Raw genomic sequence first — 21,311 nt, 5'->3', positions numbered from 1 at the left:
CCGCGCGGATCGGGGATGATCGGGGCATGAGATACGCAGAGCACGTCTCGGAGCTCGTCGGCGGAACCCCGCTCGTCCGGCTGTCCCGTGTCACCGAAGGCCTCAGCGCGACGATCCTCGCCAAGGTCGAGTACGTGAACCCCGGCGGCTCGGTCAAGGACCGCATCGCGCTGAAGATGGTCGAGGCCGCGGAGGCGTCGGGAGAGCTGGCGCCGGGCGGCACGATCGTCGAGCCCACGTCCGGCAACACCGGCGTCGGCCTCGCGCTCGTCGCGCAGCGCAAGGGGTACGACTGCGTGTTCGTGTGCCCCGACAAGGTGAGCCAGGACAAGCGGGACGTGCTGCGCGCGTACGGCGCGCGCGTCGTCGTGACGCCGACGGCCGTCGCCCCGGACCACCCGGACTCGTACTACTCCGTCTCGGACCGCCTCGTCCGCGAGATCCCCGGGGCGTGGAAGCCGAACCAGTACGCCAACCCGAACGGTCCGGCGTCGCACTACGAGTCCACGGGCCCCGAGGTCTGGGCGGACACGGACGGCCGCGTGACCCACTTCGTCGCGGGCGTCGGCACGGGCGGCACGATCACGGGCACCGGGCGCTACCTCAAGGACGTCTCGGCGGACCGCGCGGAGGCCGAGGGCGGCCGCGTGCGCGTCGTCGGCGCCGACCCGGCGGGCTCGGTGTACTCCGGGGGCGACGGGCGCCCGTACCTCGTCGAGGGCGTGGGCGAGGACTTCTGGCCGGCCGCGTACGACCCGTCGGTCCCCGACGAGGTCATCCCCGTCAGCGACGCCGACTCGTTCGCGATGACGCGGCGCCTCGCGCGCGAGGAGGGCCTGCTCGTCGGCGGGTCGTGCGGCATGGCGGTCGAGGCGACGCTGCGGCTCGCGCGCCGCCTCCAGGAGGAGGACCCGGAGGCTGCGGCACGGGCCGTGATCGTGGTCCTGCTGCCCGACAGCGGGCGCGGCTACCTCTCGAAGATCTTCAACGACGCCTGGATGCGGTCGTACGGGTTCCTGCCCGACGAGGAGGGCGTGACCGCGGGCGACGTGCTGCGCGCCAAGGACGGGCGCCTGCCCGACCTCGTGCACACGCACCCGAGCGAGACCGTGCGCGACGCGATCGAGATCCTGCGCGAGTACGGCGTCTCCCAGATGCCTGTCGTCGGCGCGGAGCCGCCGGTGAAGAGCGGCGAGGTGGCGGGGTCGGTGAGCGAGCGCGCGCTGCTCGACGCCGTGTTCTCCGGCCGCGCGTCCCTCGCCGACCGGGTGGACCAGCACATGGAGCCCCGCTTCCCGCTCATCGGCGCGGGCGAGGGCGTCGAGGCCGTGCGCGCCGCGCTGCACGACGCCGACGCGCTGCTCGTCGTCGAGGACGGCGACCCGGTCGGCGTCCTCACCCGCCACGACCTCCTGGGCTTCGTCGCCGCCCGCTGACGCTCTTCGGCACCCCGCCGAGCACGACATGGGGGTCGTCATCCGACGGATAACGACCCCCATGTCGTGCTCGACAGCGATCGGGGTCGTTCTCGGGAGCGGTCAGGGTCGTGGGTGGCGGAGCGCCACGACCGCGAGGAGCGCGCAGCCGGCGCCGAGCAGGACACCGTGCGCGACCCGCAGCCCGGGAGCGCCCCAGAACTGCGGCAGCAGCAGGACGAGGCCGAGGGCGAACGGCAGGGTGAACCACCAGCGCGCGACGCGGCGGAGCGCGACGGCGGTGACCAGGCCGCCTGCCGCGAGGAGGATCAGGCCCGCGCCGAAGAGCGTGATGGCGAGAGGTCCCGTGCGCAGGTCCGTCACGACGTCGAGGAACCCCGTGGCGGCGGGGTCGCTCGTGGAGGCCGCGGCGCGCGCGACCGCCTGGATGCCGAACATCTCCGCACCGAAGAAGAGCGCGGCGAGGAACCCGCCCGCCCAGACGAGGCCCGTCGCCGACGCGAGCAGGTCGGCGGTGCGCCGCGGGGCGACCGGAGCGAGGGCCGAGCGCAGGCCGAGGAGGGCGGGCGCGAGCAGCCCGATCGCGAGGATCCCGCACAGGTGCGCGACGACCCAGCGGTCGGACGCGAACGCGGCGGCGAGCTCGGCGGTCGGGCGCGCCTCGTCCGGCCAGGGTCGCAGCACGGGGAACAGGACGAAGCCCGCACCCGCCGCGACGAGCGCGGCGGCGGTCAGGCGTCGGGTCGAGGTCGACGACGTGGCCGTGGCCGGCGCTGCGGTGGTGGTCGAGCTCATGGGAGCCTCCGGAGGGTTCGCGGGAACGGGGGTCCGCCCGGTCCGATGTGCGGTGCAGGACGGGCGCGCGGGTCAGGAGCCGCCGGTGAGCGCCGCGAGACCGGCGAGCATCGAGCGGACGTGGACCTCGAAGCTCTGGTCCAGGTCGTCCGGGAGCCGGAAGCCCCCGCCGAGCTCGAGCGCGACGAAGCCGTGCAGGCTCGCGCGCACGGACCGGATCGCGTCGATCGTGCGGTCCTGGGGGAGGTCGAAGCCGCGCAGCACCGCGGCGACGACCTGGACGCTCCGGCCGGCCGCCGCGGAGAGCGCGGCGTCGGCGGGGTCGTCGGGGTCGGGCGCCACCTGGACGGCCGCGTACCGCCCCGGGTGCGCGCGCGCGTAGCGCCGGGTCGCGTGCGCGAGGGCGGCGACGGCGTCCGGACCGGCGAGCCCGACGGTCGCGTCGGTCAGGGCACGTGTGTAGTCCTCGACGGACACGACGGCGATCTCGCGCCGCAGGGCCGCGAGCGAGCCGACGTGCTTGTAGAGGCTCGGCGTCGCGACGCCCGCCTGCGCGGCGACCTTCGCGAGCGTGAGGTCGGCGAAGCCGGTCGGCCCGCCCGCGTCGACGAGGTCGACGGCGATCCGCACGACCGCCGCGTGCGAGAGCCCCGCCCTAGCCACGGGTGCCCTCCGTCCCTTCGCGGCGCGCGCCCGCCGGGCGCGCGGCGCCGTCCGGCAGCTCCGCGAGGAACGCGAGCGTCGCGGCCACGACCTCCTCCGGCGCCTGGAGCTGGGGGTAGTGGCCCACCTCGGGCAGCACGAGGGTCGTCGCGCCGAGCGACTCCTGCGCCCACGCGGCCTCGGCCGCGGGGTCGGCGTAGTCGGGGTCGAGCGCGCCGAAGACCGCGAGCGCGGGCGCCTCGACGTGCGCGACGCGGGGCTCGACGACGCGGTGGTCGAGCTGGAGGGTCAGGTCCCGGAAGGAGCGCAGGCGCCCCGGCTCGGAGAGGTTGGCGCGGATCGCGGCCTGGTGCGCGGCGAGGCGCGCGGGCGTGCGGCCCTTGTTCAACGAGCCGTAGAACGAGGACCAGAACGCGGCGCCCCAGGGCCGGGCGAGCGCGAGACGGTACAGCACGCGCATCGCACGGAGCTTCGCGGGCGACGACGGCTCGCGGAGGAACCCGTCGAGGAGGACGAGCCCGCGCACGAGGTCGGGACGCTCGGCCGCGGCGATCACGGCGGCCGACGCCGCCATGGAGCTCCCGAGCAGGACGGCGGGGCCCGCGCCCAGGTGCTCGACGAGCGCGACGTAGTCGGACGCCGTCGCCTCGTCGCCGTGGGTCGAGAACGTGGTGTCGCTGTCGCCGTGGCCGCGCAGGTCCGCGACGACCACGCGGTAGCCCGCGGCCACGAGGTGCGGGGCGACGTCGTCGTAGGTCGAGCGCAGGTCGCCCATGCCGGGCGAGGCGACGAGGAGGGGACCGGTGCCGGCGTCCGTGTAGGCGAGACGTCCCTCGGCCCGGGCGAGGTGGTGCACGGTGGACTGCTGGCTCGTATTCATAGCCACAAGGCTAATGCCATTAGCCGCAGCGCGCAAGAGGTCGGGTGCAGGACGCCCCGGCCGCCCCGGAACGACCCGCGTAGGGTAGGGAGACCCGCGTCCGCGCGGGCTTCCTGCACCCGACGAGAGGCAACCTCGTGACCGACCAGCCCACCCTTCCGACCGCATCCGGATCCTTCGGCGACAAGCCGACGCTCACGTTCCCGGAGACGGACGCGCCCAGCGGCCTCCAGGTCGTCGTGCTCAGCGAGGGCGACGGCCCGGCCGTCACGTCGGGGCGCAACATCGTCGTGCACTACCTCGGCCAGACCTGGGGCGGCCACGTCTTCGACAACTCCTACGACCGTGGCGACACCATCGCCTTCCCCATCGGCGTCGGCGCCGTGATCGGCGGCTGGGACAAGGGCCTCGTCGGCCAGAACGTCGGCTCGCGCGTGCTGCTCTCCATCCCGCCGGAGCACGGCTACGGCCAGCGCGGCGTGCCGCAGGCCGGCATCGCGGGCACGGACACGCTCGTCTTCGTGGTGGACGTCGTCGACGTCCAGTGACGCTCCCCGCTGAGCGCTGGGGGTCCGTCGTCGGCGAGCCGTCCTGACGACGAGCACCCAGCGCTCAGCGGCGCGTGGAGCGGGTGACGGTGAACTGCGGGCCGCGCGCGACCTGGGTCGTCGGCCCGACCGCGCGCTCCAGCGCCGGCCGGTAGCGCAGGTGCGAGTTCCACACGCACCACAGCTCGCCGCCCGGGCGCAGCACCCGCCCCGCCGTCGCGAACATGCGGTGCGCCGCGTCGGTGCGCAGGGCCGCGCCGTCGTGGAACGGCGGGTTGAGCAGCACGACGTCGGCGCTCGCGTCGGTCAGGGTCGCGCCCGCGTCGTCGCGCACGGTGCGCACGCGGTCGCCCACCCCGTTCTGCCGCGCCGTGAGCGCCGCCGACCGCACCGCCGCGTCGGAGCGGTCGGCCGCGACGACGTGCGCCTCCGGCCAGCGCCGGGCCGCCCACGTGGCGAGCAGTCCGGTCCCGCAGCCGAGGTCGACGACGTCGCGCGGGCCCGCGCCCGACCCGCCGGGCGCCGGCCCGTCCGGGCCCGCGGCGCCGAGCTGCTCGAGCAGGAACCGCGTCCCGAGGTCCAGGCCCGCCCCCGCGAAGGCCGCCCCGAACGCCGCGACCCGCAGCCCGTCGTCGGGCAGGTCGGCCGTCACGGGGTAGGTGAACCCGCCGCGTGCGGGGCGCGGCGACGACGCGAGGAGCACGCGGGACTTGCCGCGCGCGAGGCTCGCGCGCACGTCGGCGAACGACTCGCCGAGGACGTCGTTCATGGCACGGGTCATGTGCTTGACGCGTCCGCCCGCCAGCAGCACGACGCCCGGGTCGGCCTCGCGCGCGACGTGCTCCGCGACGTCGCGCAGCGCCGCGAGGCTGCGGGGCAGGCGGAGCAGCACGACGCGCGTCCCGGCGAGCAGCCCCGTCCCCAGGCCGTGGCGCGCGTACGCGCCGGCCAGCCCGAGCGCCGCCGCGTTCGCGTCGAGCGCGGCCTCCGCGGTGCACGCGTCCTGGTGGACGCGCACCCTCGCAGCAGGCATGTCGCCCGATGCCGGCCCCTCCTCGGTCGACGCCGTGGCGGTGAGCAGCGCGGCGCCGAGCGTGAGAGCCCCGTACCGGTCGTCGATGATCGCCACGGCCTCCGACCCGGCACCCGCGAGCCTCGGTGCCGCCTCGTCGAGCAGGAGGTCGAGCAGCAGCCGGTCGACGGGGTCCACGGCGACCGGGGCGTCCTCGCGGTCCGGGCCGGTGTCGTCGGTACGCAGGCGCGCGAGCAGCGCGGCGAGGTCGGACGGGGAGGTGGTCACCGGTCCAGTCTCCCCGACGGCGCGCCGCTCCCCGCCCGGTCGCGCCCGCGCCGTCGCTCCACCGAGCCTCACCCGGCGTCGCCGTGCCGTGCGCCGCCACGAGCGCTACTGTGCGGTTCCCGGACAGCGAGGAGGCACCCGTGGACGTCCCGCGAACCCTGGCCGAGTCCCGCGCGGCGGGGCGCGCCCTGCGCGACCGGGTGCCGCGCCGCACCCAGGGGGCGCTGCTGCTCCCCGAGCGCGACCCGGTCGCCATCATCGAGGAGCAGAACCGCGACCGGCTCCAGGAGCTCGTCCCGCTGCGGATCGGGCGGATGCTCGAGTCGCCGTTCGCGTTCTACCGGGGCACGGCGGCCACGATGGCCCACGACCTGCGCGACGGTCCGCAGACCGGGGTGCACGTCGTCGCGTGCGGCGACGCGCACGTCTCGAACTTCGGCCTGTTCGCGTCGCCCGAGCGGCGCGTCCTGTTCGACCTCAACGACTTCGACGAGGCGTCCGACGCGCCGTGGGAGTGGGACGTCAAGCGTCTCGCCGCGAGCATGTACGTCGGCGGCCGGGACAAGGGGTTGTCCGAGGCGGACTGCGCCGACGCCGCGCGCAGCGCCGTCCGGGGCTATCGCGAGACGCTCGCCGAGGCGTTCGCGCGCAGCGCCCTCGACCGGTTCTCGTTCCAGATCGACACGGACCTCATCGAGCCGTTGCTGCTCAAGGAGGGGCGCCAGGAGCTCCAGCGGACCCTGAAGAAGGCACGGCGGCGCACGTCGGAGCAGGTGGTCCAGAAGATCACCGGGCAGACCGAGGACGGGCGCACGCGGATCGTCGACCAGCCCCCCGTCACCCAGCACGTCACCACGGCGAGCCTCGACGAGCTGACCGCCCTGTTCGAGACCTACCGCGAGCCGCTGCGCGCCGACGTCCGGCTGCTGCTGAGCCAGTTCACGGTCGTGGACTACGTGCTGCGCGTCGTGGGGGTCGGGAGCGTGGGGACCCGCTGCTACATCGTGCTGCTCGAGGGGCCCGCGGGCGAGCCGCTCGTGCTCCAGGTGAAGGAGGCGACGTCGTCGGTGCTCGCGACCTACGGAGGGATGGTCGACGCGCTCCCGGCGGGTCTGGTCCCGGCCGGCGCGCTGCCCGCCCAGGGGCGCCGGGTCGTGGCCGCCCAGCGGATCCTCCAGGCGCAGTCCGACCCGTTCCTCGGCTGGACCACGGTCGAGTCGCCCGAGCGCACGGGGCGCCCGCGCGTCGACTTCTTCTGGCGGCAGTTCCGCGACATGAAGGGCTCGGTCGAGCTCGACCGGCTCTCCGCGAACCAGTTCGTGCGGTACGGCGAGCTGTGCGGGCGCGTGCTCGCCCGCGCGCACAGCCAGTCGCCGGGCACGCGGGTGGCCTCCGGGTACCTCGGTCGCTCTGACACCTTCGACGACGCGATCGCGCACTGGTCGCGCGCCTACGCGGACGTCGTCGAGAGCGACTACGCCGCGCTGGAGGCCGCCGTCGCCAGCGGGCGGCTGCCCGCCGAGCGGGACGCCTGAGGAGGGGCGCCCACCCGTAGGCTGGGCGCCATGACCGACGACGCCGGGTCGCCCGGACCCGAGGCCACCGCGCCCGCCGACCCGCCGCGCGGGACCGCGCGCGTCGCGGTGGAGTACTGCACGCAGTGCCGGTGGCTCCTGCGCGCCGCGTGGGTCGCCCAGGAGCTGCTCCAGACGTTCCGCACACGGCTCGGCGAGGTCGCACTGGTGCCGGGGACGGACGGCGTCTTCCGCGTCACGCTCGACGCCGGCGACGGCCCCGTGCTGCTGTGGGACCGCAAGGCCGACGGCGGGTTCCCCGAGATCCCCGACCTCAAGCGGCGAGTGCGCGACGCCGTCGCCCCGGACCTCACGCTCGGGCACACCGACCGGGCCGCGGCCCGGTCCGCCGGGGTGGGCGAGGCCACGCCCGCGGAGTGACGCTCCGGGCGGCTCAGGCGCCGGGCGGCCGCTCAGCCCTTCTTGGCGCGTGCGGCGGCGAGCCGCTCCTCCTCGGCGCGGACCTTCTTCTGCACCTCGCGCTCGGTCGCGAGCCACGCGGGCGGGTCCTGGCGCAGCGCGTCGATCTCCTCGGTGGTCAGCGGCTCGGTGAGCCCGCCGCGCGTGAGGCCGGAGATGGAGACGCCCAGGCGCCCCGCGACGACGGGCCGCGGGTGAGGGCCGTTGCGGCGCAGGTCCGCGAGCCACTCCGGCGGGTTCTTCTCGAGCTCCTCGAGCTGGGCGCGCGTGATCGTGCCCTCCCGGAACTCCGGCGGCGTGGCGGGCAGGTACACCCCGAGCTTCTTCGCCGCGGTGGCGGGCTTCATGGTCTGCGCGGACTGCTTGGGGGTCATGGGCTCCAGGGTAGTCGGCCGGTCGGGCATCGACGGCGCGCCTAGGCTGGTCGGGTGGACGACGACGCGGGCACGGCCCCCGAGGTGACGAACGGCGAGACCCCCGACGACGGCGGGGTGCGGCGGTTCCGGCTCGCGTACGTGCCCGGCGCGACGCCGGCGAAGTGGGTGCGCACGTGGCGCGAGCGCCTCGCCGACGTGCCGCTCGACCTCGTGGCGGTCGAGGCGGGCGACGCCGAGCGCGCGCTGCGCGACGGCGAGGCCGACGCCGCGATCCTCCGCCTGCCGGTCGACCGCGACGTGCTCAGCGCGATCCGGCTCTACGAGGAGGCGCCGGTCGTGCTCGTCTCGCGCGACCACCTGCTCGCCGCGCTCGAGCCCGAGGAGGCGGTCGCGCTCGCGGACCTCGCCGACGACGTGCTGCTGCGACCGCTCGACGACGTCGTGCCGTGGGCGGGCGAGCCCGGCGCGGGGGACGACGCCCCGGAGCCCCCGGGTCGGCCGGCCGTCGAGCGTCCGGCGACGACGGGCGACGCCGTCGTGCTCGTGGCCGCGAACGTCGGGGTCGCGGTCGTGCCGCAGTCGCTCGCGCGTCTGCACCACCGCAAGGACGTGACGTACCGGCGCCTCGACGACGCGCCGACCGCCCCGGTGGCGCTCGCGTGGGTGGCCGACCGGGACGACGAGCTGGTCGAGGAGATGGTCGGCATCGTGCGGGGCCGCACGGTCAACAGCTCGCGCGGCCGGCGCGCCGGTACCGTGCCCGAGGAGGCTGCGACGCCTCGCCCGCAGAGCGGGCGCGGCGGCACCGGGGGCCAGGGTGGGCGCGGCGGGTCCGGGCGTGGGGGAGCGGCCGGTGGGCGGGCCGGCGGAGCCAAGCAGGGGCGCGCCGGGAGCCAGAAGGGCCGGGGCTCCCGCGGGCGGGGCGGGAAGCGGCGGTGACGGCCCGGCCCGGGGCGCGCGCGACGACGGGCCCGCTGTCGCCGGGGTCCGACGGGGACGGCTCGCTCGGGCTCGTGCTGCTCGACGCCGTGCCCGGCGACGAGCACGACGACCTCCTCGCGGCGGCTCTCGCGCTGCGGCTCGGCCCCGGCCAGGACGCGTTCGTCCCGCCCGCCACCGACGTGGTGGACGCGGCCCGTGCCGACCCTGACCGGCACCTCCTGGTCGCCCGCGCGGCGTCGGGCGACGTCGTCGCGCTCGGGGTGCTGCACCCGGGCGGCGCGCCCGCGGAGGTCGTGGCGCTGCTCGGCGGCGTCGGCGCGGACGACGTGGTGCTCTTCCGCGGCTTCCTCGTCGACGTCGCGTCGCAGGGCGCGGGGGTCGGCACGCGCGTGACGTCGCTGCTCCCGGGAGCGGTCGCGGACCTGGCGCGCGTGCGCCGTCGGGTCGCCCCGTACGCCGCGCTGGTCCTCACGGTCAACGACCGCAACGCCGCGGGCCGCCGCGCCTACGCGCGCGCCGGCCTGACCGACCGCGGTGCCTACCTCGGCGGGAGCGCCGGCCCGCAGCGCGTCATGGCGAGATCCCTCGATAGGGCTTGACTTATATAAGTCGGAAGTGAAGCATGAGGGTCATGGAAGCGTTCGACGTCCTCGGCGACCCGGTCAGACGCCGGTTGCTCGAGCACCTGGCCCGGGGAGAGCGTCCGGCGGGGGAGCTCGCCGCGCTCGTGGGCGAGGAGTTCGGGATCAGCCAGCCGGCCGTGTCCCAGCACCTCAAGGTGCTGCGGACGAGCGGCTTCGCGACCGTGCGGCCCGAGGGGACCCGACGCGTCTACGCGCTCGACCCCGCGGCGCTCGACGAGGTCGAGGACTGGGCGGCGGGACTGCGCCGGTTCTGGGAGCAGCGGCTCGACGCGCTCGGCACCGAGCTCGCTCGCGGTGCCCGCGAGCGGCGCCGCGCCGCGGCCGCCGACGAGGGGGCCGGACGCCCGACCGACACCACCAGGAGGACAGCATGAAGGACTTCATCGCCGAGCTCGAGGCCGCTCGACGCTCCGTCGGGACGGGGACGCTCCCCGCGGGCGAGGCCCGCGTGCTCACGATCGAGCGGACCTACCCTGCCGACGTCGAGGACGTGTGGGACGCCGTCACCGACCCCGAGCGCATCCCGCGCTGGTTCCTGCCGGTCACGGGCGACCTCCGCGTCGGCGGCACGTACCAGGTCGAGGGCAACGCGGGCGGCGAGATCCGCGCGTGCGACGCGCCAACCCTCCTCCGGCTCACGTGGGTCATGGGCCCGCCGACGCCGGAGGACTCGTCGGTCGTCGAGCTCCGCCTCGCGCCCGCGCCTGACGGCGGCACGACACTCACGCTCGAGCACACCGCCGTCGTGCCGCCGGAGATGTGGGACGTGTACGGCCCGGGCGCCGTGGGCGTCGGCTGGGACGGCGCGCTGCTGGGCCTCGGCCTGCACCTCGACGGTGCCGGACCGCTCGACCCCGAGGAGATCCTCGCGAGCCCCGAGCTGCGCAGGTTCAACGTCGCGAGCAGCGAGGCGTGGGGAGCGGCGCTCGCGGAGGCGGACGGGCTGGGCGCGGACGAGGTCGCGGCGCGCGTCGCCGCCACGACGGCGTTCTACGTCCCGGCCGACGACACCCCCGACGCGCGGTAGGTCCGGCCCCGGGGGGACGGCCGGCGGCGGACGTCCCCCGTGGGGCGGATGTTCACCTGCCGTTCACCCGGCTTACCCTCGTGCGATGACTCCGCCCGATTCGTCCCGTCCCTCGACCCTGCTCGACCGCCCCGACGCTCCGGACGTGACCCGTCCGGCCACGCGCCCGCGCGTGCTGCCGGACCCGCCCGCGGACGCGTCGTCCCGGGTGGCAGGTCAGGTCCTCGTCGCGGTGTCGTGGCTGGTCGGGGCGGCGCTAATCGTGCTGGTCGCGCGGCTCCTGCGCGGCCCGAGCGAGACGGTCTACCTCGCGATCACGGCGCGGACCGCCGAGCTCCCGGGGTCGGGGCTCGTCGCGGAGGGCGGGGTGCTCGTGCTCCTCGGGCTGTGCGCGGTCGTCGCGTGGCGGGCGCGGCGCGCGGGCGCGTCCGCCGTCGCGACGACGCTCGTCGCCGGGGTGGGCGCCGTCGCGGCCTACGCGGCGAGCGAGGCCGTGAAGTCCCTGGTCCGCCAGCCCCGGGGGTGCTGGGAGCTCGTCGAGGTCGCGCACTGCCCCGCGGCCGGGGACTGGTCGTTCCCCAGCAACCACACCGCCATCGCGTTCGCCCTCGCGACGGCCGTCGTCCTGGCCGGTGCGCCCGCCGTGCGCGTCCCCGGGGCGGTGCCCGCCCGGCACGCCTACCGGTCGCCGCTGCGCCAGGTCGCGGTGTGGGTCGTGCTGCCCGTGGCGCTCGCCGTCGCGGTCGCCACGGCGCGGGTCGCCGAGGGCGTGCACTTCCCGCACGACGTCGTCGCGGGCGCGGCCGTCGGCGTCGCCGTGGTCGTCGCGGCGGTGACGGTCCTGGCCGGACCGGCGACGGTCGCGGTCACCGCGGCGTGCCGCGTTGATGGTGTCCGCAAGGTCCTGCTGGCGCGGCCCGCCTGAGGAGCCTCAGGGGCGGCGGCGGGCGCGGGCGATCCCCGTGACCCCCAGGGCCACCGCGGCGACGAGCAGCACGGTGCCGAGCGCGGCCTGCGGCACGTCGACCGACGGCCCGACGGCGAACGTGCCGTCCGTCGTCGTGCCGTCCGACCGGCACGTGAGGGTCACGCCGCCCGCGTCGCTCGCGAACGAGGACTGCGCACGCCAGTGCCGGGGCACGCGGAGGTCCTGCTGCGACATCGAGACGCGGAGCCCGACGTCCTCGCCGTCGGGTCCGGTGCCCTCGCACCGGACCTCGCCCCAGGCGGCGGCCGTGTCGGCATAGACGGTGTGGTCGCCGGCGGAGAGCTCGAGGCGCGCCGTCTCGCCGAACGGCGTCGCGCCCTGGACCCGGAAGCCCGGGAGCGCCCACAGCCACAGCACGCCCAGCAGGCAGGCGCCCGCGAGCAGCAGGGGGACGAGCCCCGGGCGCGGGTGCTCGCGTCGTGCGGTCATGCCGGCACGGTACCGGCACGGGAGGCCGGGCGAGGCCAGGGCGTCGCCGTCAGCGCGGCGCGGTGACGAAGACGTCGAACAGCTCCGGGTGGTGGGCGTGCACGAGCACCGCGAACACCACGACGTCGAACAGCAGGTGCACCGCGACGACGTACGTGAGCGACTTGCTCCACGAGAAGATCCAGCCCTGGACCAGGGCGAACGGGACGGTCAGGAGCGGTCCCCACTCGCGGTACCCGAGCTCCCACAGGAACGACACGAAGACCGCCGCCTGCAGGAGGTTCGCCGTCCACAGGCCGAAGTGCTCGCGGTACAGCGCGAACACGACGCACACGAAGAACAGCTCGTCCCAGATCCCCACTGCGTTGACGCCGACGAACAGCCGCGCGATCTCCTGCCCGCCCGTGATCTCCGGCCAGTTGCCGTACGCGCCCGAGCCGATGAAGTAGAACGGCAGGATCAGGTACCCCGCGACGACGACCACGAGGAGGTACACCACCTGTCCCCGGGTCCAGCGTCGCCCGGTGGCGACGGGGAACCGGATGACGTCCTCGCGGAGCACGAACCGCGACAGCGCCCACGGCACGAGCACCGCGAGGGACAGCACGACGGCGAAGCGCACCATCCCCGCGTCCGACAGGTCCGCCTCGAGCGAGATCGTCGAGATGATCGCCATGCCGGTGCCGACGAGCGCGAGGTCGCGCCCGAGGCGGCGGTCCACGGCGAGCCCGAGCGCCACGCCGAGCACGAGCGGCACGTACCCGAGCGGGCGCACGTGCACCGCGAACAGGAGCACGGCCGAGCCGGACACGAGCAGCGCGGCGAGCAGCCGCAGCGGCGAGCCGACCGCCCAGGGCGGTCGCGCGGCGTCGGGCACCGGGGCGAGGGCGGGGGACGTCACCCGCACACGGTGCCACGACCGGCGGGTCCAAGCACGTGCCGCGGCGGGCGGTGGGTTCAGAGCTCCTCGTACACCGCGGGGTCCTGGTCGTTGGTGCGTCCGTCGGGCCGGGCGAGGCCCGTGAGGGCGTTCATCTCGTGGGTCGTGAGCTCGAACGAGAAGACGTCGAGGTTCTCGCTCTGACGCTCCGGCGTCGACGCCTTGGGCAGCGGCACGACGCCGAGCTGCACGTGCCAGCGCAGGATCGCCTGGACGGGGGAGACGCCGTGCGCGGCGGCCACCGCCGTGACGGCGGGGTCGCGCAGGAGGTCGTTCGCACGGCCGATCGGGCTCCACGCCTCGGTGACGATCCCGCGCTCGGCGTCGGCGGCCCGCTGCGCGGGCTGCGGAAAGTACGGGTGCAGCTCGACCTGGTTCACGACCGGGGTCACGCCCGTCGCGGCGATCACCGCGTCGAGGTGCTCGGGCAGGAAGTTCGACACGCCCACGTGACGGATCAGCCCCCGCTCGCGGCACTCCACGAGCGCCTCGTACGCCTCGACGTACCGCCCGACGCGCGGGTTCGGCCAGTGGATCAGGTACAGGTCGATGCGGTCGAGACCGGTGCGGAGGAGCGACTCCTCGACGGTGCGGATCGCGTCGTCGTGGGCCTGGTGGCGACCGGGGAGCTTGGACGTGACGATCACGTCGTCGCGCGGGACGTCCGCGCGTCGCACCGCCGCGCCGACCGCGCCCTCGTTCTCGTAGCTGAACGCCGAGTCGATCAGCCGGTAGCCCGCGTCGATCGCGCGCGCGATCGTCGCCGCGCCCTCCTCACCGTTGAGGCGGTAGGTACCGAACCCGATCGCCGGGATCGTCGTGCCGTCCTGGGCGCTGAGGGTGGGGATCGTCATGGGCCCCATCGTGCGTCGGACCCGTCGCGGCACGCACCCCGGCGGGCGGGGCGCCGTGGCGTCGCGCGGGCGAGACGGGACGTGGCCCCCGGTCCGCAGGGACCGGGGGCCACCTCTCACCCCTCGGCGGGTGCTACGCGGCGCTCGGGAAGGGGACGCCCGTGGTCGCGTGGCAGCGGTAGCCGTTCGGGTTCTTGTCGAGGTACTGCTGGTGGTAGTCCTCGGCGTAGTAGAACGGGCCGGCCTCGGCCGCGGGGCGCATCTCCGTCGTGACCGGGTCGTAGCCCTTGGCCTCGAGCACCGCGGAGTAGCGCGCCGCGGTGTCGCGGACCGCCTGCTCCTGCTCCGGCGTCGTCCAGTAGACGGCGGAGCGGTACTGGGTGCCGACGTCGTTGCCCTGGCGGTAGCCCTGCGTCGGGTCGTGGCGCTCCCAGAAGATCTTGAGGAGCTCCTCCTCGGAGACCTTCGTGGGGTCGTACGCGACGAGCGCCGTCTCGGTGTGGCCGGTGCGCGCGGTGCACGCCTCCTCGTAGGTGGGGTTCGGCGTCGTGCCGCCCATGTACCCGACGGCGGTGCTCACCACCCCGGGGACCTGCCAGAAGATCTCCTCGGCACCCCAGAAGCAGCCCATCGCGAGGTAGAGCACGCGCGTGCCCTCCGGCCACGGACCGGTGATGGACGTGCCGAGCACGGTGTGGGGACGCGGGGTCTGCAGCACGGGCGACTGGCGCCCGGGCAGCGCGTCCTCGGGGGCGATCATCGTCGTCTTGCCGGACGAGCCGAAGATCGCGTCGAAGATCGAGTTCATCGCTTACCTCCTGAGGTACCTGGACGACCGGGGCGCTGGCCCACGACGCATCGTCCTGGCACGGGGTAGAACGTCCCAGGGGCGGCGGGTGTTCCGGGCCGACGCGGCGCGCAGGTGCACGACGGTCCGCCGCCTGCTCGGTGCAGGGGGGCGCGCCGTAGGCTGGGCGGGTGAGCACATCGAGCGAGCACCCCGACTGGACCACCACCGGTTTCTCCACGCGTGCGATCCACGCGGGGCAGGACCCGGACGCGACGACCGGCGCCGTCGTGCCGCCGATCCACCAGGTCTCGACGTACAAGCAGGACGGCGTCGGCGGGCTGCGCGGTGGCTACGAGTACTCGCGCTCCGCGAACCCCACGCGCACCGCGCTCGAGGAGGCGCTCGCGGCCGCGGAGTCCGGCGGCCTCGGCCCGACGGCGGACGGGTCGCCCGCCGCGCGCGGGTTCGCCTTCGCGTCCGGCCTGGCCGCCGAGGACACGCTGCTGCGCGCCGTCGTGCGACCCGGCGACCACGTGATCGTGCCCGACGACGCGTACGGCGGCACCTACCGGCTCATCGCCCGGGTGTTCGGGCCGTGGGGCGTGGAGCACACGCCCGTCGACCTCACGGACGTCGAGGCGGTCCGTGCCGCGATGCGCCCCGAGACGCGCGTCGTGTGGGTCGAGACACCGACCAACCCGCTGCTCGGTGTCTCCGACATCGCGGCGCTCGCGGGCGTCGCGCACGACGCCGGGGCGCTGCTCGTCGTCGACAACACCTTCGCGACGCCGTACCTCCAGCAGCCGCTCGCGCTGGGCGCGGACGTCGTCGTGCACTCGACGACCAAGTACGTCGGGGGGCACAGCGACGTCGTCGGAGGAGCGCTCGTCGTGGCGTCGGGCGCGCAGCTCCCGGGAGGGCTCGAGTCGCCCGCGGGCGGGACCGACGTCGCCGGCGCGGTCGGGTTCCACCAGAACGCGTCGGGCGCCGTCGCCGGGCCGTTCGACGCGTGGCTCACGCTGCGCGGCCTCAAGACCCTCGCGGTGCGCATGGACCGCCACCAGGCGAACGCGGCGGCCGTCGCGGACTTCCTCGCGGCCCACCCCGCGGTCACCGAGGTGATCTACCCCGGCCTCGCGTCCCACCCCGGGCACGAGCTCGCGGCGCGCCAGATGAGCGGGTTCGGCGGCATGGTGTCGTTCCGCGCGGGCAGCGAGGCGAAGGCGCTCGACGTGTGCGCGCGCACCCAGGTCTTCACGCTCGCGGAGTCACTGGGCGGCGTCGAGTCGCTCATCGAGCACCCGGGCCGCATGACCCACGGCTCCGTCGCCGGGACGGCGCTCGAGGTCCCCGACGACCTCGTCCGCATCTCCGTCGGCATCGAGGACGTCGAGGACCTCGTCGCGGACCTCACGCAGGCGCTGGGGTAGCACGTGACGCCCCGCCCGGGCGGGGAGATCCTGCGCACACCGGGCGCGTCGCGGGTATTCAGCGCCGCGAGCCGAGGGTCGCTCACCTAGGGTTGCGCTGTGAGCGCGCAGACGGACCAGCACAGGACCCCCGACCCGCTTCCTCCCGGGCGCCCCGGCGCCGCGGCGGTGCCCGACTCGGTGCGCTCGGCCGCCGCCTGGTCGTGGCGGCTGCTGCTCATCGGGCTGACGATCGCGGCCGGCCTCTGGCTCGTCACGCAGCTCAAGGTGATCGTCGTCCCCATCGCGGTGGCGCTCTTGCTCACGGTGCTCCTCACGCCGGTCCAGCGGTTCTTCCGGCGTCACCTGCGCATGTCGCGCGGGCTCGCGTCCGGAGCGGCGCTCATCACGCTCGTGGTCGTCGTCGCGGGGCTCGTGGCGATCGCGGGGCAGCAGATCGTCAGCGGTTTCCAGGACCTGCGCGACCAGGCGGTCGAGGGGTTCGAGCAGTTCACCGAGTGGCTCGCCGACGGGCCGCTCGGGCTCGACTCGACGACGATCTCGCACTGGCTCGACCAGGCCGGGACCGCGGTCTCGGAGAACCAGGACTCGATCGTCTCCGGCGCGCTCGGCGCGGCCACGACGATCGGCCACGTGGTCGCCGGAGCCCTCATCGCGCTGTTCTGCACGTTCTTCTTCCTCCTCGACGGGCGCACGATCTGGTCGTGGGTCGTCGGCCTGCTTCCCCTGCGTGCCCGCGACGACGTCCACCAGGCCGGCCGCCGTGGCATCGTGACGCTCGCCGCGTACACGCGCACGCAGATCCTCGTCGCCGCCGTCGACGCCGTCGGCATCGGGATCGGCGCCGCGTTCTTCGTCCCCTCGCTCGCGCTGCCGCTGGGCATCCTCGTGTTCGTCGGGTCGTTCATCCCGATCGTGGGTGCCATCGTCACCGGCTCGATCGCGGTGCTCGTCGTGCTCGTCGCGCAGGGCTGGGTCCAGGCGCTGGTCATGCTCGGCATCGTGCTGCTCGTGCAGCAGATCGAGGGACACATCCTCCAGCCGTTCCTCATGGGCCACGCCGTCTCGCTGCACCCCGTCGCCGTGCTGCTCGTCGTCGCGGCGGGCAGCTTCGCCGCCGGCATCGTCGGCGCGCTGTTCGCGGTCCCGATCGCCGCGGTCCTCAACACCGTCGTCCTCTACCTGCACGGGCACGACAAGTTCCCCGAGCTCGGGACGGACGACCGCGTCGTGGTGCGGGGGAGCCCGCAGCCCCCGGTCATCGCGCGCGCGGAGGCGGACCTCGAGGACGCGGGCGCGCGCCGTCGGACCCGCGCGGGCGCCGGGGAGGACTCCGCCGTCGTCGACCCGCAGGACGCCGGACCCGTGGAGGACGCGCCCGGGGAGGTGCGGTGACCTCCGGTCCGGTACCGGTCACGCTCGACGACGTCCGCGACGCCGCCCGCCTGCTCGACGGGGTCGCGTACCGCACCCCGGTCCAGACGACGCGCGCGATCAGCGAGGCAGCCGGCGTCCGCGTGCTGCTCAAGTGCGAGAACCTCCAGCGCGCGGGGTCGTTCAAGGTGCGCGGCGCGTACGTGCGCATGGCGCGCCTGAGCGACGACGAGAAGGCCCGCGGCGTCGTCGCGGCGAGCGCCGGCAACCACGCGCAGGGCGTCGCGTTCGCTGCCGGTCTGCTCGGCATCCGCGCCGTCGTGTACATGCCGGTCGACGCCGCGCTGCCCAAGGTCGCGGCGACGCGCCAGTACGGCGCCGAGGTCCGGCTCGTCGGCGCCGACGTGGACGAGACGCTCGCCGCCGCGCGGGCCGAGGCCGACCGGACGGGCGCCGTGTTCATCCACCCGTTCGACCACCCCGACGTCGTCGCCGGTCAGGCGACGATCGCGCTGGAGGTCCTCGAGCAGGTGCCCGACGTCCGGACCGTGATCGCGCCGCTCGGCGGCGGCGGGCTCGTCGCGGGACTCGCCGGGGCGTTCGCGCAGACGGCGCCGCACGTGCGCGTGATCGGGGTGCAGGCGGAGCGCGCCGCCGCCTACCCGGGCTCGCTCGCCGCGGGGGAGCCGACGACGGCGCGGCTCGCCGCGACCATGGCCGACGGCATCGCGGTCGGGACGCCCGGGCACGTGCCGTTCGGGATCCTGGCGCAGCACGGCGTCGAGGTCCGCACGGTGACCGAGGAGGAGATCTCCCGGTCGCTGCTCATGGTCGCCGAGCGCGCGAAGCTGCTCGTCGAGCCCGCCGGGGCGACCGGCGTCGCCGCGCTCCTCTCGGGGACGGCCGCCGTCGACGCGGGCGCGGCGGACCCGGTCGAGGGGCCCGTCGTCGTCGTGCTGTCCGGGGGGAACATCGACCCGCTCGTGCTGCTGCGGGTCGTGCGGCACGGACTCGCGGCGGCCGGCCGATACATCCAGCTCCAGGTGCTGCTCGACGACCGTCCCGGCGCCCTCGCGCGCATGCTCGAGGTCATCGCGACCAAGCGCGGCAACATCATGCACATCGACCACGACCGCACCGACGTGGGCCTCGCGATCGGCGAGGCGTGGGTGCGCATGCAGGTGGAGACCAAGGGCCCGGAGCACTGCGACGAGCTCGTCGCGCACCTGCGCTCCGAGGGCTACCGCGTCGAGCGCAGCGACGGCGGATCGCCCGGCCTCTGACGAGAAGCGAGAAGTGGCCCTTCCGGGACGTCCCGGAAGGGCCACTTCTGCCGTCTCGGCTCCCGTGGACGTCCCCGTGCGCGGTCGACGACACCGGATCAGACGATCCGGCGCGCCGAGGTGACGACTCGCGAGCGCGTGTCCGCGTCGTGCGCGTCCGGGACCTCCGCCGGGCGGACGCCGCGGTCGAGGAACGCCTGGAGCACCCGGCCCTCGGTCGACGTCCAACGGCCGAGGACGTCGTAGGCGAAGAGCACGATCACCCGCCAGCCCAGGCGTTCCATCTCCTCCTGTCGGGCGACGTCGTTCAGGCGCTGGCGCGCGGAGGTCAGGTGGTGCTGCCCGTCGTACTCCAACGCGATCCGCAGGTCCGGCCAGCACAGGTCCGGACGCGCGAGCCAGCGTCCGTCGTCGTCGAAGACGTCGGCGCCGACGACAGGGCAGGGAAAGCCGGAATCGATCAGCCGTAGGCGCAGTCGCGTCTCCATGGGCGAGTCCACGAAGCGCCGGGCTCGGTCCAGCGCGGACGCGAGCGGGACGGTTCCGCGCCGACCCCGCACGCCTCGCAGGCGCTCGGCCAGCCGGTCCGGCGGGAACGGACGGACACGCCCTCGGCCGCCGAGCACCGAGTCCACGACGACGACGAGGTCGGTCTCCGTGAGCCCGTGCCCGCCTGCGGCGACGAGGGCCGCCAGATCGGCGATGGTCCGGTCCCGACCGGTCACGTCGAGGCCGTGCCGGACGACGACGTCGCGTGCCGGCAAGCCTCCGTGAGAGACGACGCCGGCGGCGTCGAGGGGCCGCGTCCCGGACGGTCCCGACACGTGCAGCGGATCGAGGCCCGTGACGTCCCGGGGCAGCGGCAGGTCCCACAGGGCTGCGGCTGTCGTGTGGGAGAAGGCGGCCGTCCGCGGGAGCGCGAGTCGGACGGCGGTGGCGACCGACCGCACGTCTTCTCGCCGTGCGGAGTCCATCCGGACACCCCTCACCGGGGCGTGGAGCCGAGGTGATCGCAGCTGCTTGCGGGTGACACCGAGACGGAGCGCCTCGCTGACGAGGAAGGGCGGGTCGGGGACGGGAACGGACATCCCGAGAGTCTGGCCGAGGACGCCACCGGGACGCTGACGAGCGGCGCGGACCTGTGGACGACATGGGCACGAGACCTCGAGATACGAGAAGTGGCCCCTTCGAGAGGTCTCGGAGGGGCCACTTCTCTCGTCTCACCGAGCGGTGCGGCCGCGGGTGGCGCGTCAGCCCTCGAAGGGCTTCGCGGCGACGATCTTCACGGCGATCTCGTTGCCGTTGGGCGCGGTGTAGCTCGTCTCGTCGCCGACGGTCTTGCCGTCGATCGCGGCACCGAGCGGCGACGTCGGCGAGTACACGTCGAGGTCGGTCGTGCCGGCGATCTCGCGCGAGCCGAGGAGGAACGTCATCTCGTCGCCCGCGACGACCGCGGTGACGACCATGCCGGCCTCGACCATGCCGTCGTCCGGCGGGGTCCCGACCTGCACGTTGCGCAGCTTCTCGGTGAGCTCGCGGATGCGGGCCTCGTTCTTGGCCTGCTCCTCACGCGCGGCGTGGTAGCCGCCGTTCTCCTTGAGGTCGCCCTCGTCGCGCGCGGCAGCGATGCGCTCCGCGATCTCGGTACGGCCCTCGCCGGACAGGTGGGCGAGCTCGGCCTGCAGCCTGTCGTACGCCTCCTGGGTCAGCCAGGTGACGGTGGTGTCGGTCACGGTTCGCTCCTTCCTTTCCATGGTCGACGGCCGGGTCGGTCGCACGGCCGTACGGGTACGGGCAGCCGGGGCGCGTGCGTTCGCGGTGCGCCTGCCTGCCCGGGTCGGTGACGCTGGCCGGGTGGCAGCGCGTAGGACTGGTCTCCCGCTGGTCGCCGGGGCGCCCGGAGGACGCGTGCCTGTCACCGGCACGCAGTCTCGGGCTCCACACGATCGGGTGCGGGAATCCCTCAGGATAGCAAAGCACAGGGTGCCGACAGCGACGTCGCAGGTCAGCAGGCGCCCGGGGCCGACGCCTCGGGGTGCGTCAGGGGACGACGCGGCAGGACTGGACGATGCCCGTCGTGGCGAGCTCTGAGGTCGCCACGCTCACCGTGTACCGGGACTCCGTGACCTCGACCGGGCCGACCGTCACGTCGACCGTCCCGACCTGGGCGAAGCTCTCGGCGAGGGCGTCGAGCGTGCACGTCGCCGTCGTCCCCGGGTCCATGTAGACCTCGAACGTCACGTCGACGCGCTCCGGGCTCACGACGGTGTAGCCGAAGTCCTTGAACCGCACCGGCTCGTTCGCGTACCGCAGCCCGATGACGAGCGTGATCGCGAGCCCGACGATCGCGACGAGCACGATCCCGACGACGGCCAGGCGTCGGCGCCGCTCGGTCGGCTCGGGCCCGTAGCGGCCCGCCGGCGGTCGCAGGGGGGCACCCGGGCTCGGCTGCGGGGCGGTGGTCTCGTTCGTCATGGTGCGGTCCCGTGGTCGGTGCCGCCGCGTCCGGTCACGGACCCGGCGTCCTGCCGGTGGTCCCGGCGGTTCGTCAGGTGTGGGCGCGGTGGGGGATCATGTCCTCGACCCATCTTCGCAGAGCCCGGACGCTCGTCGTGCA

General features: G+C 75.0%; 24 protein-coding genes. 12 read left to right on the top strand and 12 right to left on the bottom strand.

What is annotated here, in order from left to right:
* The first annotated feature begins 26 nt into the window (after positions 1–26).
* Positions 27–1,436 (top strand): cystathionine beta-synthase, encoded by a 1,410-nt coding sequence (locus AC6CH9_RS09615; protein WP_498154672.1) that lies wholly within the window; start codon positions 27–29, stop codon positions 1,434–1,436.
* A 102-nt stretch (positions 1,437–1,538) separates the two neighbouring features.
* Here the strand turns inward: AC6CH9_RS09615 and AC6CH9_RS09610 are convergent, their stop codons facing one another.
* The 3 genes from AC6CH9_RS09610 to AC6CH9_RS09600 form a co-directional block, all read right to left on the bottom strand.
* Positions 1,539–2,231: a hypothetical protein gene (locus AC6CH9_RS09610; RefSeq protein ID WP_498154671.1), complete on the bottom strand. Its 693-nt coding sequence runs from the start codon at positions 2,229–2,231 to the stop codon at positions 1,539–1,541.
* A gap of 72 nt (positions 2,232–2,303) precedes the next feature.
* On the bottom strand, positions 2,304–2,894 hold the full coding sequence (locus tag AC6CH9_RS09605; RefSeq protein ID WP_498154670.1) for a TetR/AcrR family transcriptional regulator: 591 nt from the start codon (positions 2,892–2,894) through the stop codon (positions 2,304–2,306).
* On the bottom strand, positions 2,887–3,774 hold the full coding sequence (locus AC6CH9_RS09600; protein WP_498154669.1) for an alpha/beta fold hydrolase: 888 nt from the start codon (positions 3,772–3,774) through the stop codon (positions 2,887–2,889). The genes AC6CH9_RS09605 and AC6CH9_RS09600 overlap by 8 nt, the downstream gene beginning before the upstream one ends.
* Positions 3,775–3,911: 137 nt before the next feature.
* Between AC6CH9_RS09600 and AC6CH9_RS09595 the strand changes: the two genes are divergently transcribed.
* A complete protein-coding gene (locus AC6CH9_RS09595; protein ID WP_047232052.1) occupies positions 3,912–4,322 on the top strand; it encodes an FKBP-type peptidyl-prolyl cis-trans isomerase in 411 nt (136 codons plus the stop codon).
* A gap of 64 nt (positions 4,323–4,386) precedes the next feature.
* On the opposite strand, the gene AC6CH9_RS09590 is transcribed toward AC6CH9_RS09595, so the two are convergent.
* Positions 4,387–5,622: a class I SAM-dependent methyltransferase gene (locus AC6CH9_RS09590; protein ID WP_498154668.1), complete on the bottom strand. Its 1,236-nt coding sequence runs from the start codon at positions 5,620–5,622 to the stop codon at positions 4,387–4,389.
* A 140-nt stretch (positions 5,623–5,762) separates the two neighbouring features.
* Here AC6CH9_RS09590 and AC6CH9_RS09585 point away from each other — a divergent pair, with 140 nt between their 5' ends.
* Together AC6CH9_RS09585 and AC6CH9_RS09580 are read left to right on the top strand one after the other, a co-directional pair.
* Positions 5,763–7,157, top strand: a complete 1,395-nt coding sequence (locus tag AC6CH9_RS09585; RefSeq protein ID WP_498154667.1) for a DUF2252 domain-containing protein — start codon at positions 5,763–5,765, stop codon at positions 7,155–7,157.
* 30 nt (positions 7,158–7,187) lie between these two features.
* The gene (locus tag AC6CH9_RS09580; protein ID WP_498154666.1) at positions 7,188–7,577 is read left to right on the top strand and encodes an Rdx family protein; all 390 of its coding nucleotides are present in this window, start codon (positions 7,188–7,190) and stop codon (positions 7,575–7,577) included.
* A gap of 32 nt (positions 7,578–7,609) precedes the next feature.
* Here the strand turns inward: AC6CH9_RS09580 and AC6CH9_RS09575 are convergent, their stop codons facing one another.
* Positions 7,610–7,990, bottom strand: coding sequence for a DUF5997 family protein (locus AC6CH9_RS09575; RefSeq protein ID WP_498154665.1), 381 nt, complete (start codon positions 7,988–7,990; stop codon positions 7,610–7,612).
* Positions 7,991–8,044: 54 nt separating this feature from the next.
* Here AC6CH9_RS09575 and AC6CH9_RS09570 point away from each other — a divergent pair, with 54 nt between their 5' ends.
* The 5 genes from AC6CH9_RS09570 (at position 8,045) to AC6CH9_RS09550 (ending at position 11,531) form a co-directional block, all read left to right on the top strand.
* Positions 8,045–8,932, top strand: a complete 888-nt coding sequence (locus AC6CH9_RS09570) for a LysR substrate-binding domain-containing protein (RefSeq protein ID WP_498154664.1) — start codon at positions 8,045–8,047, stop codon at positions 8,930–8,932.
* On the top strand, positions 8,929–9,534 hold the full coding sequence (locus AC6CH9_RS09565) for a GNAT family N-acetyltransferase (RefSeq protein WP_498154663.1): 606 nt from the start codon (positions 8,929–8,931) through the stop codon (positions 9,532–9,534). The genes AC6CH9_RS09570 and AC6CH9_RS09565 overlap by 4 nt, the downstream gene beginning before the upstream one ends.
* Before the next feature lie 32 nt (positions 9,535–9,566).
* Positions 9,567–9,953, top strand: coding sequence for an ArsR/SmtB family transcription factor (locus AC6CH9_RS09560; RefSeq protein WP_498154662.1), 387 nt, complete (start codon positions 9,567–9,569; stop codon positions 9,951–9,953).
* Positions 9,950–10,606: an SRPBCC family protein gene (locus tag AC6CH9_RS09555; RefSeq protein WP_498154661.1), complete on the top strand. Its 657-nt coding sequence runs from the start codon at positions 9,950–9,952 to the stop codon at positions 10,604–10,606. The genes AC6CH9_RS09560 and AC6CH9_RS09555 overlap by 4 nt, the downstream gene beginning before the upstream one ends.
* 85 nt (positions 10,607–10,691) lie before the next feature.
* Positions 10,692–11,531 (top strand): phosphatase PAP2 family protein, encoded by an 840-nt coding sequence (locus AC6CH9_RS09550; RefSeq protein WP_498154660.1) that lies wholly within the window; start codon positions 10,692–10,694, stop codon positions 11,529–11,531.
* A 6-nt stretch (positions 11,532–11,537) separates the two neighbouring features.
* On the opposite strand, the gene AC6CH9_RS09545 is transcribed toward AC6CH9_RS09550, so the two are convergent.
* From AC6CH9_RS09545 to msrA, 4 genes are all read right to left on the bottom strand, one after another.
* Positions 11,538–12,023, bottom strand: a complete 486-nt coding sequence (locus AC6CH9_RS09545; protein ID WP_498154659.1) for a hypothetical protein — start codon at positions 12,021–12,023, stop codon at positions 11,538–11,540.
* A 49-nt stretch (positions 12,024–12,072) separates the two neighbouring features.
* The gene (locus AC6CH9_RS09540) at positions 12,073–12,900 is read right to left on the bottom strand and encodes a CPBP family glutamic-type intramembrane protease (protein WP_498154682.1); all 828 of its coding nucleotides are present in this window, start codon (positions 12,898–12,900) and stop codon (positions 12,073–12,075) included.
* 80 nt (positions 12,901–12,980) lie between these two features.
* Positions 12,981–13,817, bottom strand: a complete 837-nt coding sequence (locus AC6CH9_RS09535) for an aldo/keto reductase (protein ID WP_498154658.1) — start codon at positions 13,815–13,817, stop codon at positions 12,981–12,983.
* Positions 13,818–13,950: 133 nt separating this feature from the next.
* On the bottom strand, positions 13,951–14,625 hold the full coding sequence (gene msrA / locus AC6CH9_RS09530) for a peptide-methionine (S)-S-oxide reductase MsrA (RefSeq protein ID WP_047232060.1): 675 nt from the start codon (positions 14,623–14,625) through the stop codon (positions 13,951–13,953).
* Between the two features lie 170 nt (positions 14,626–14,795).
* On the opposite strand from msrA, the gene AC6CH9_RS09525 reads away from it, so the two are divergent.
* From AC6CH9_RS09525 to ilvA, 3 genes are all read left to right on the top strand, one after another.
* Positions 14,796–16,037 (top strand): cystathionine gamma-synthase, encoded by a 1,242-nt coding sequence (locus AC6CH9_RS09525; protein ID WP_498154657.1) that lies wholly within the window; start codon positions 14,796–14,798, stop codon positions 16,035–16,037.
* Between the two features lie 99 nt (positions 16,038–16,136).
* Positions 16,137–17,432, top strand: coding sequence for an AI-2E family transporter (locus AC6CH9_RS09520; RefSeq protein WP_498154656.1), 1,296 nt, complete (start codon positions 16,137–16,139; stop codon positions 17,430–17,432).
* Complete coding sequence (gene ilvA, locus AC6CH9_RS09515) at positions 17,429–18,694, top strand: threonine ammonia-lyase (RefSeq protein ID WP_498154655.1); 1,266 nt, start codon at positions 17,429–17,431, stop codon at positions 18,692–18,694. Before AC6CH9_RS09520 ends, ilvA begins: the two co-directional genes overlap by 4 nt.
* Positions 18,695–18,792: 98 nt before the next feature.
* On the opposite strand, the gene AC6CH9_RS09510 is transcribed toward ilvA, so the two are convergent.
* The 3 genes from AC6CH9_RS09510 to AC6CH9_RS09500 form a co-directional block, all read right to left on the bottom strand.
* Positions 18,793–19,668 (bottom strand): putative endonuclease domain-containing protein, encoded by an 876-nt coding sequence (locus AC6CH9_RS09510; protein WP_498154654.1) that lies wholly within the window; start codon positions 19,666–19,668, stop codon positions 18,793–18,795.
* A 276-nt stretch (positions 19,669–19,944) separates the two neighbouring features.
* Entirely contained in the window at positions 19,945–20,427 is a 483-nt protein-coding gene (gene greA, locus AC6CH9_RS09505; protein WP_047232065.1) for a transcription elongation factor GreA, read from the bottom strand.
* Positions 20,428–20,734: 307 nt separating this feature from the next.
* Positions 20,735–21,169, bottom strand: coding sequence for a DUF4307 domain-containing protein (locus tag AC6CH9_RS09500; protein ID WP_426309352.1), 435 nt, complete (start codon positions 21,167–21,169; stop codon positions 20,735–20,737).
* Positions 21,170–21,311 lie beyond the last annotated feature (142 nt).

The organism is Cellulosimicrobium sp. GQ32 (genome assembly GCF_059758455.1).
The sequence above is the reverse complement of the archived record's forward strand: the minus strand, read 5'-3'. Positions and strand labels throughout refer to the sequence as shown.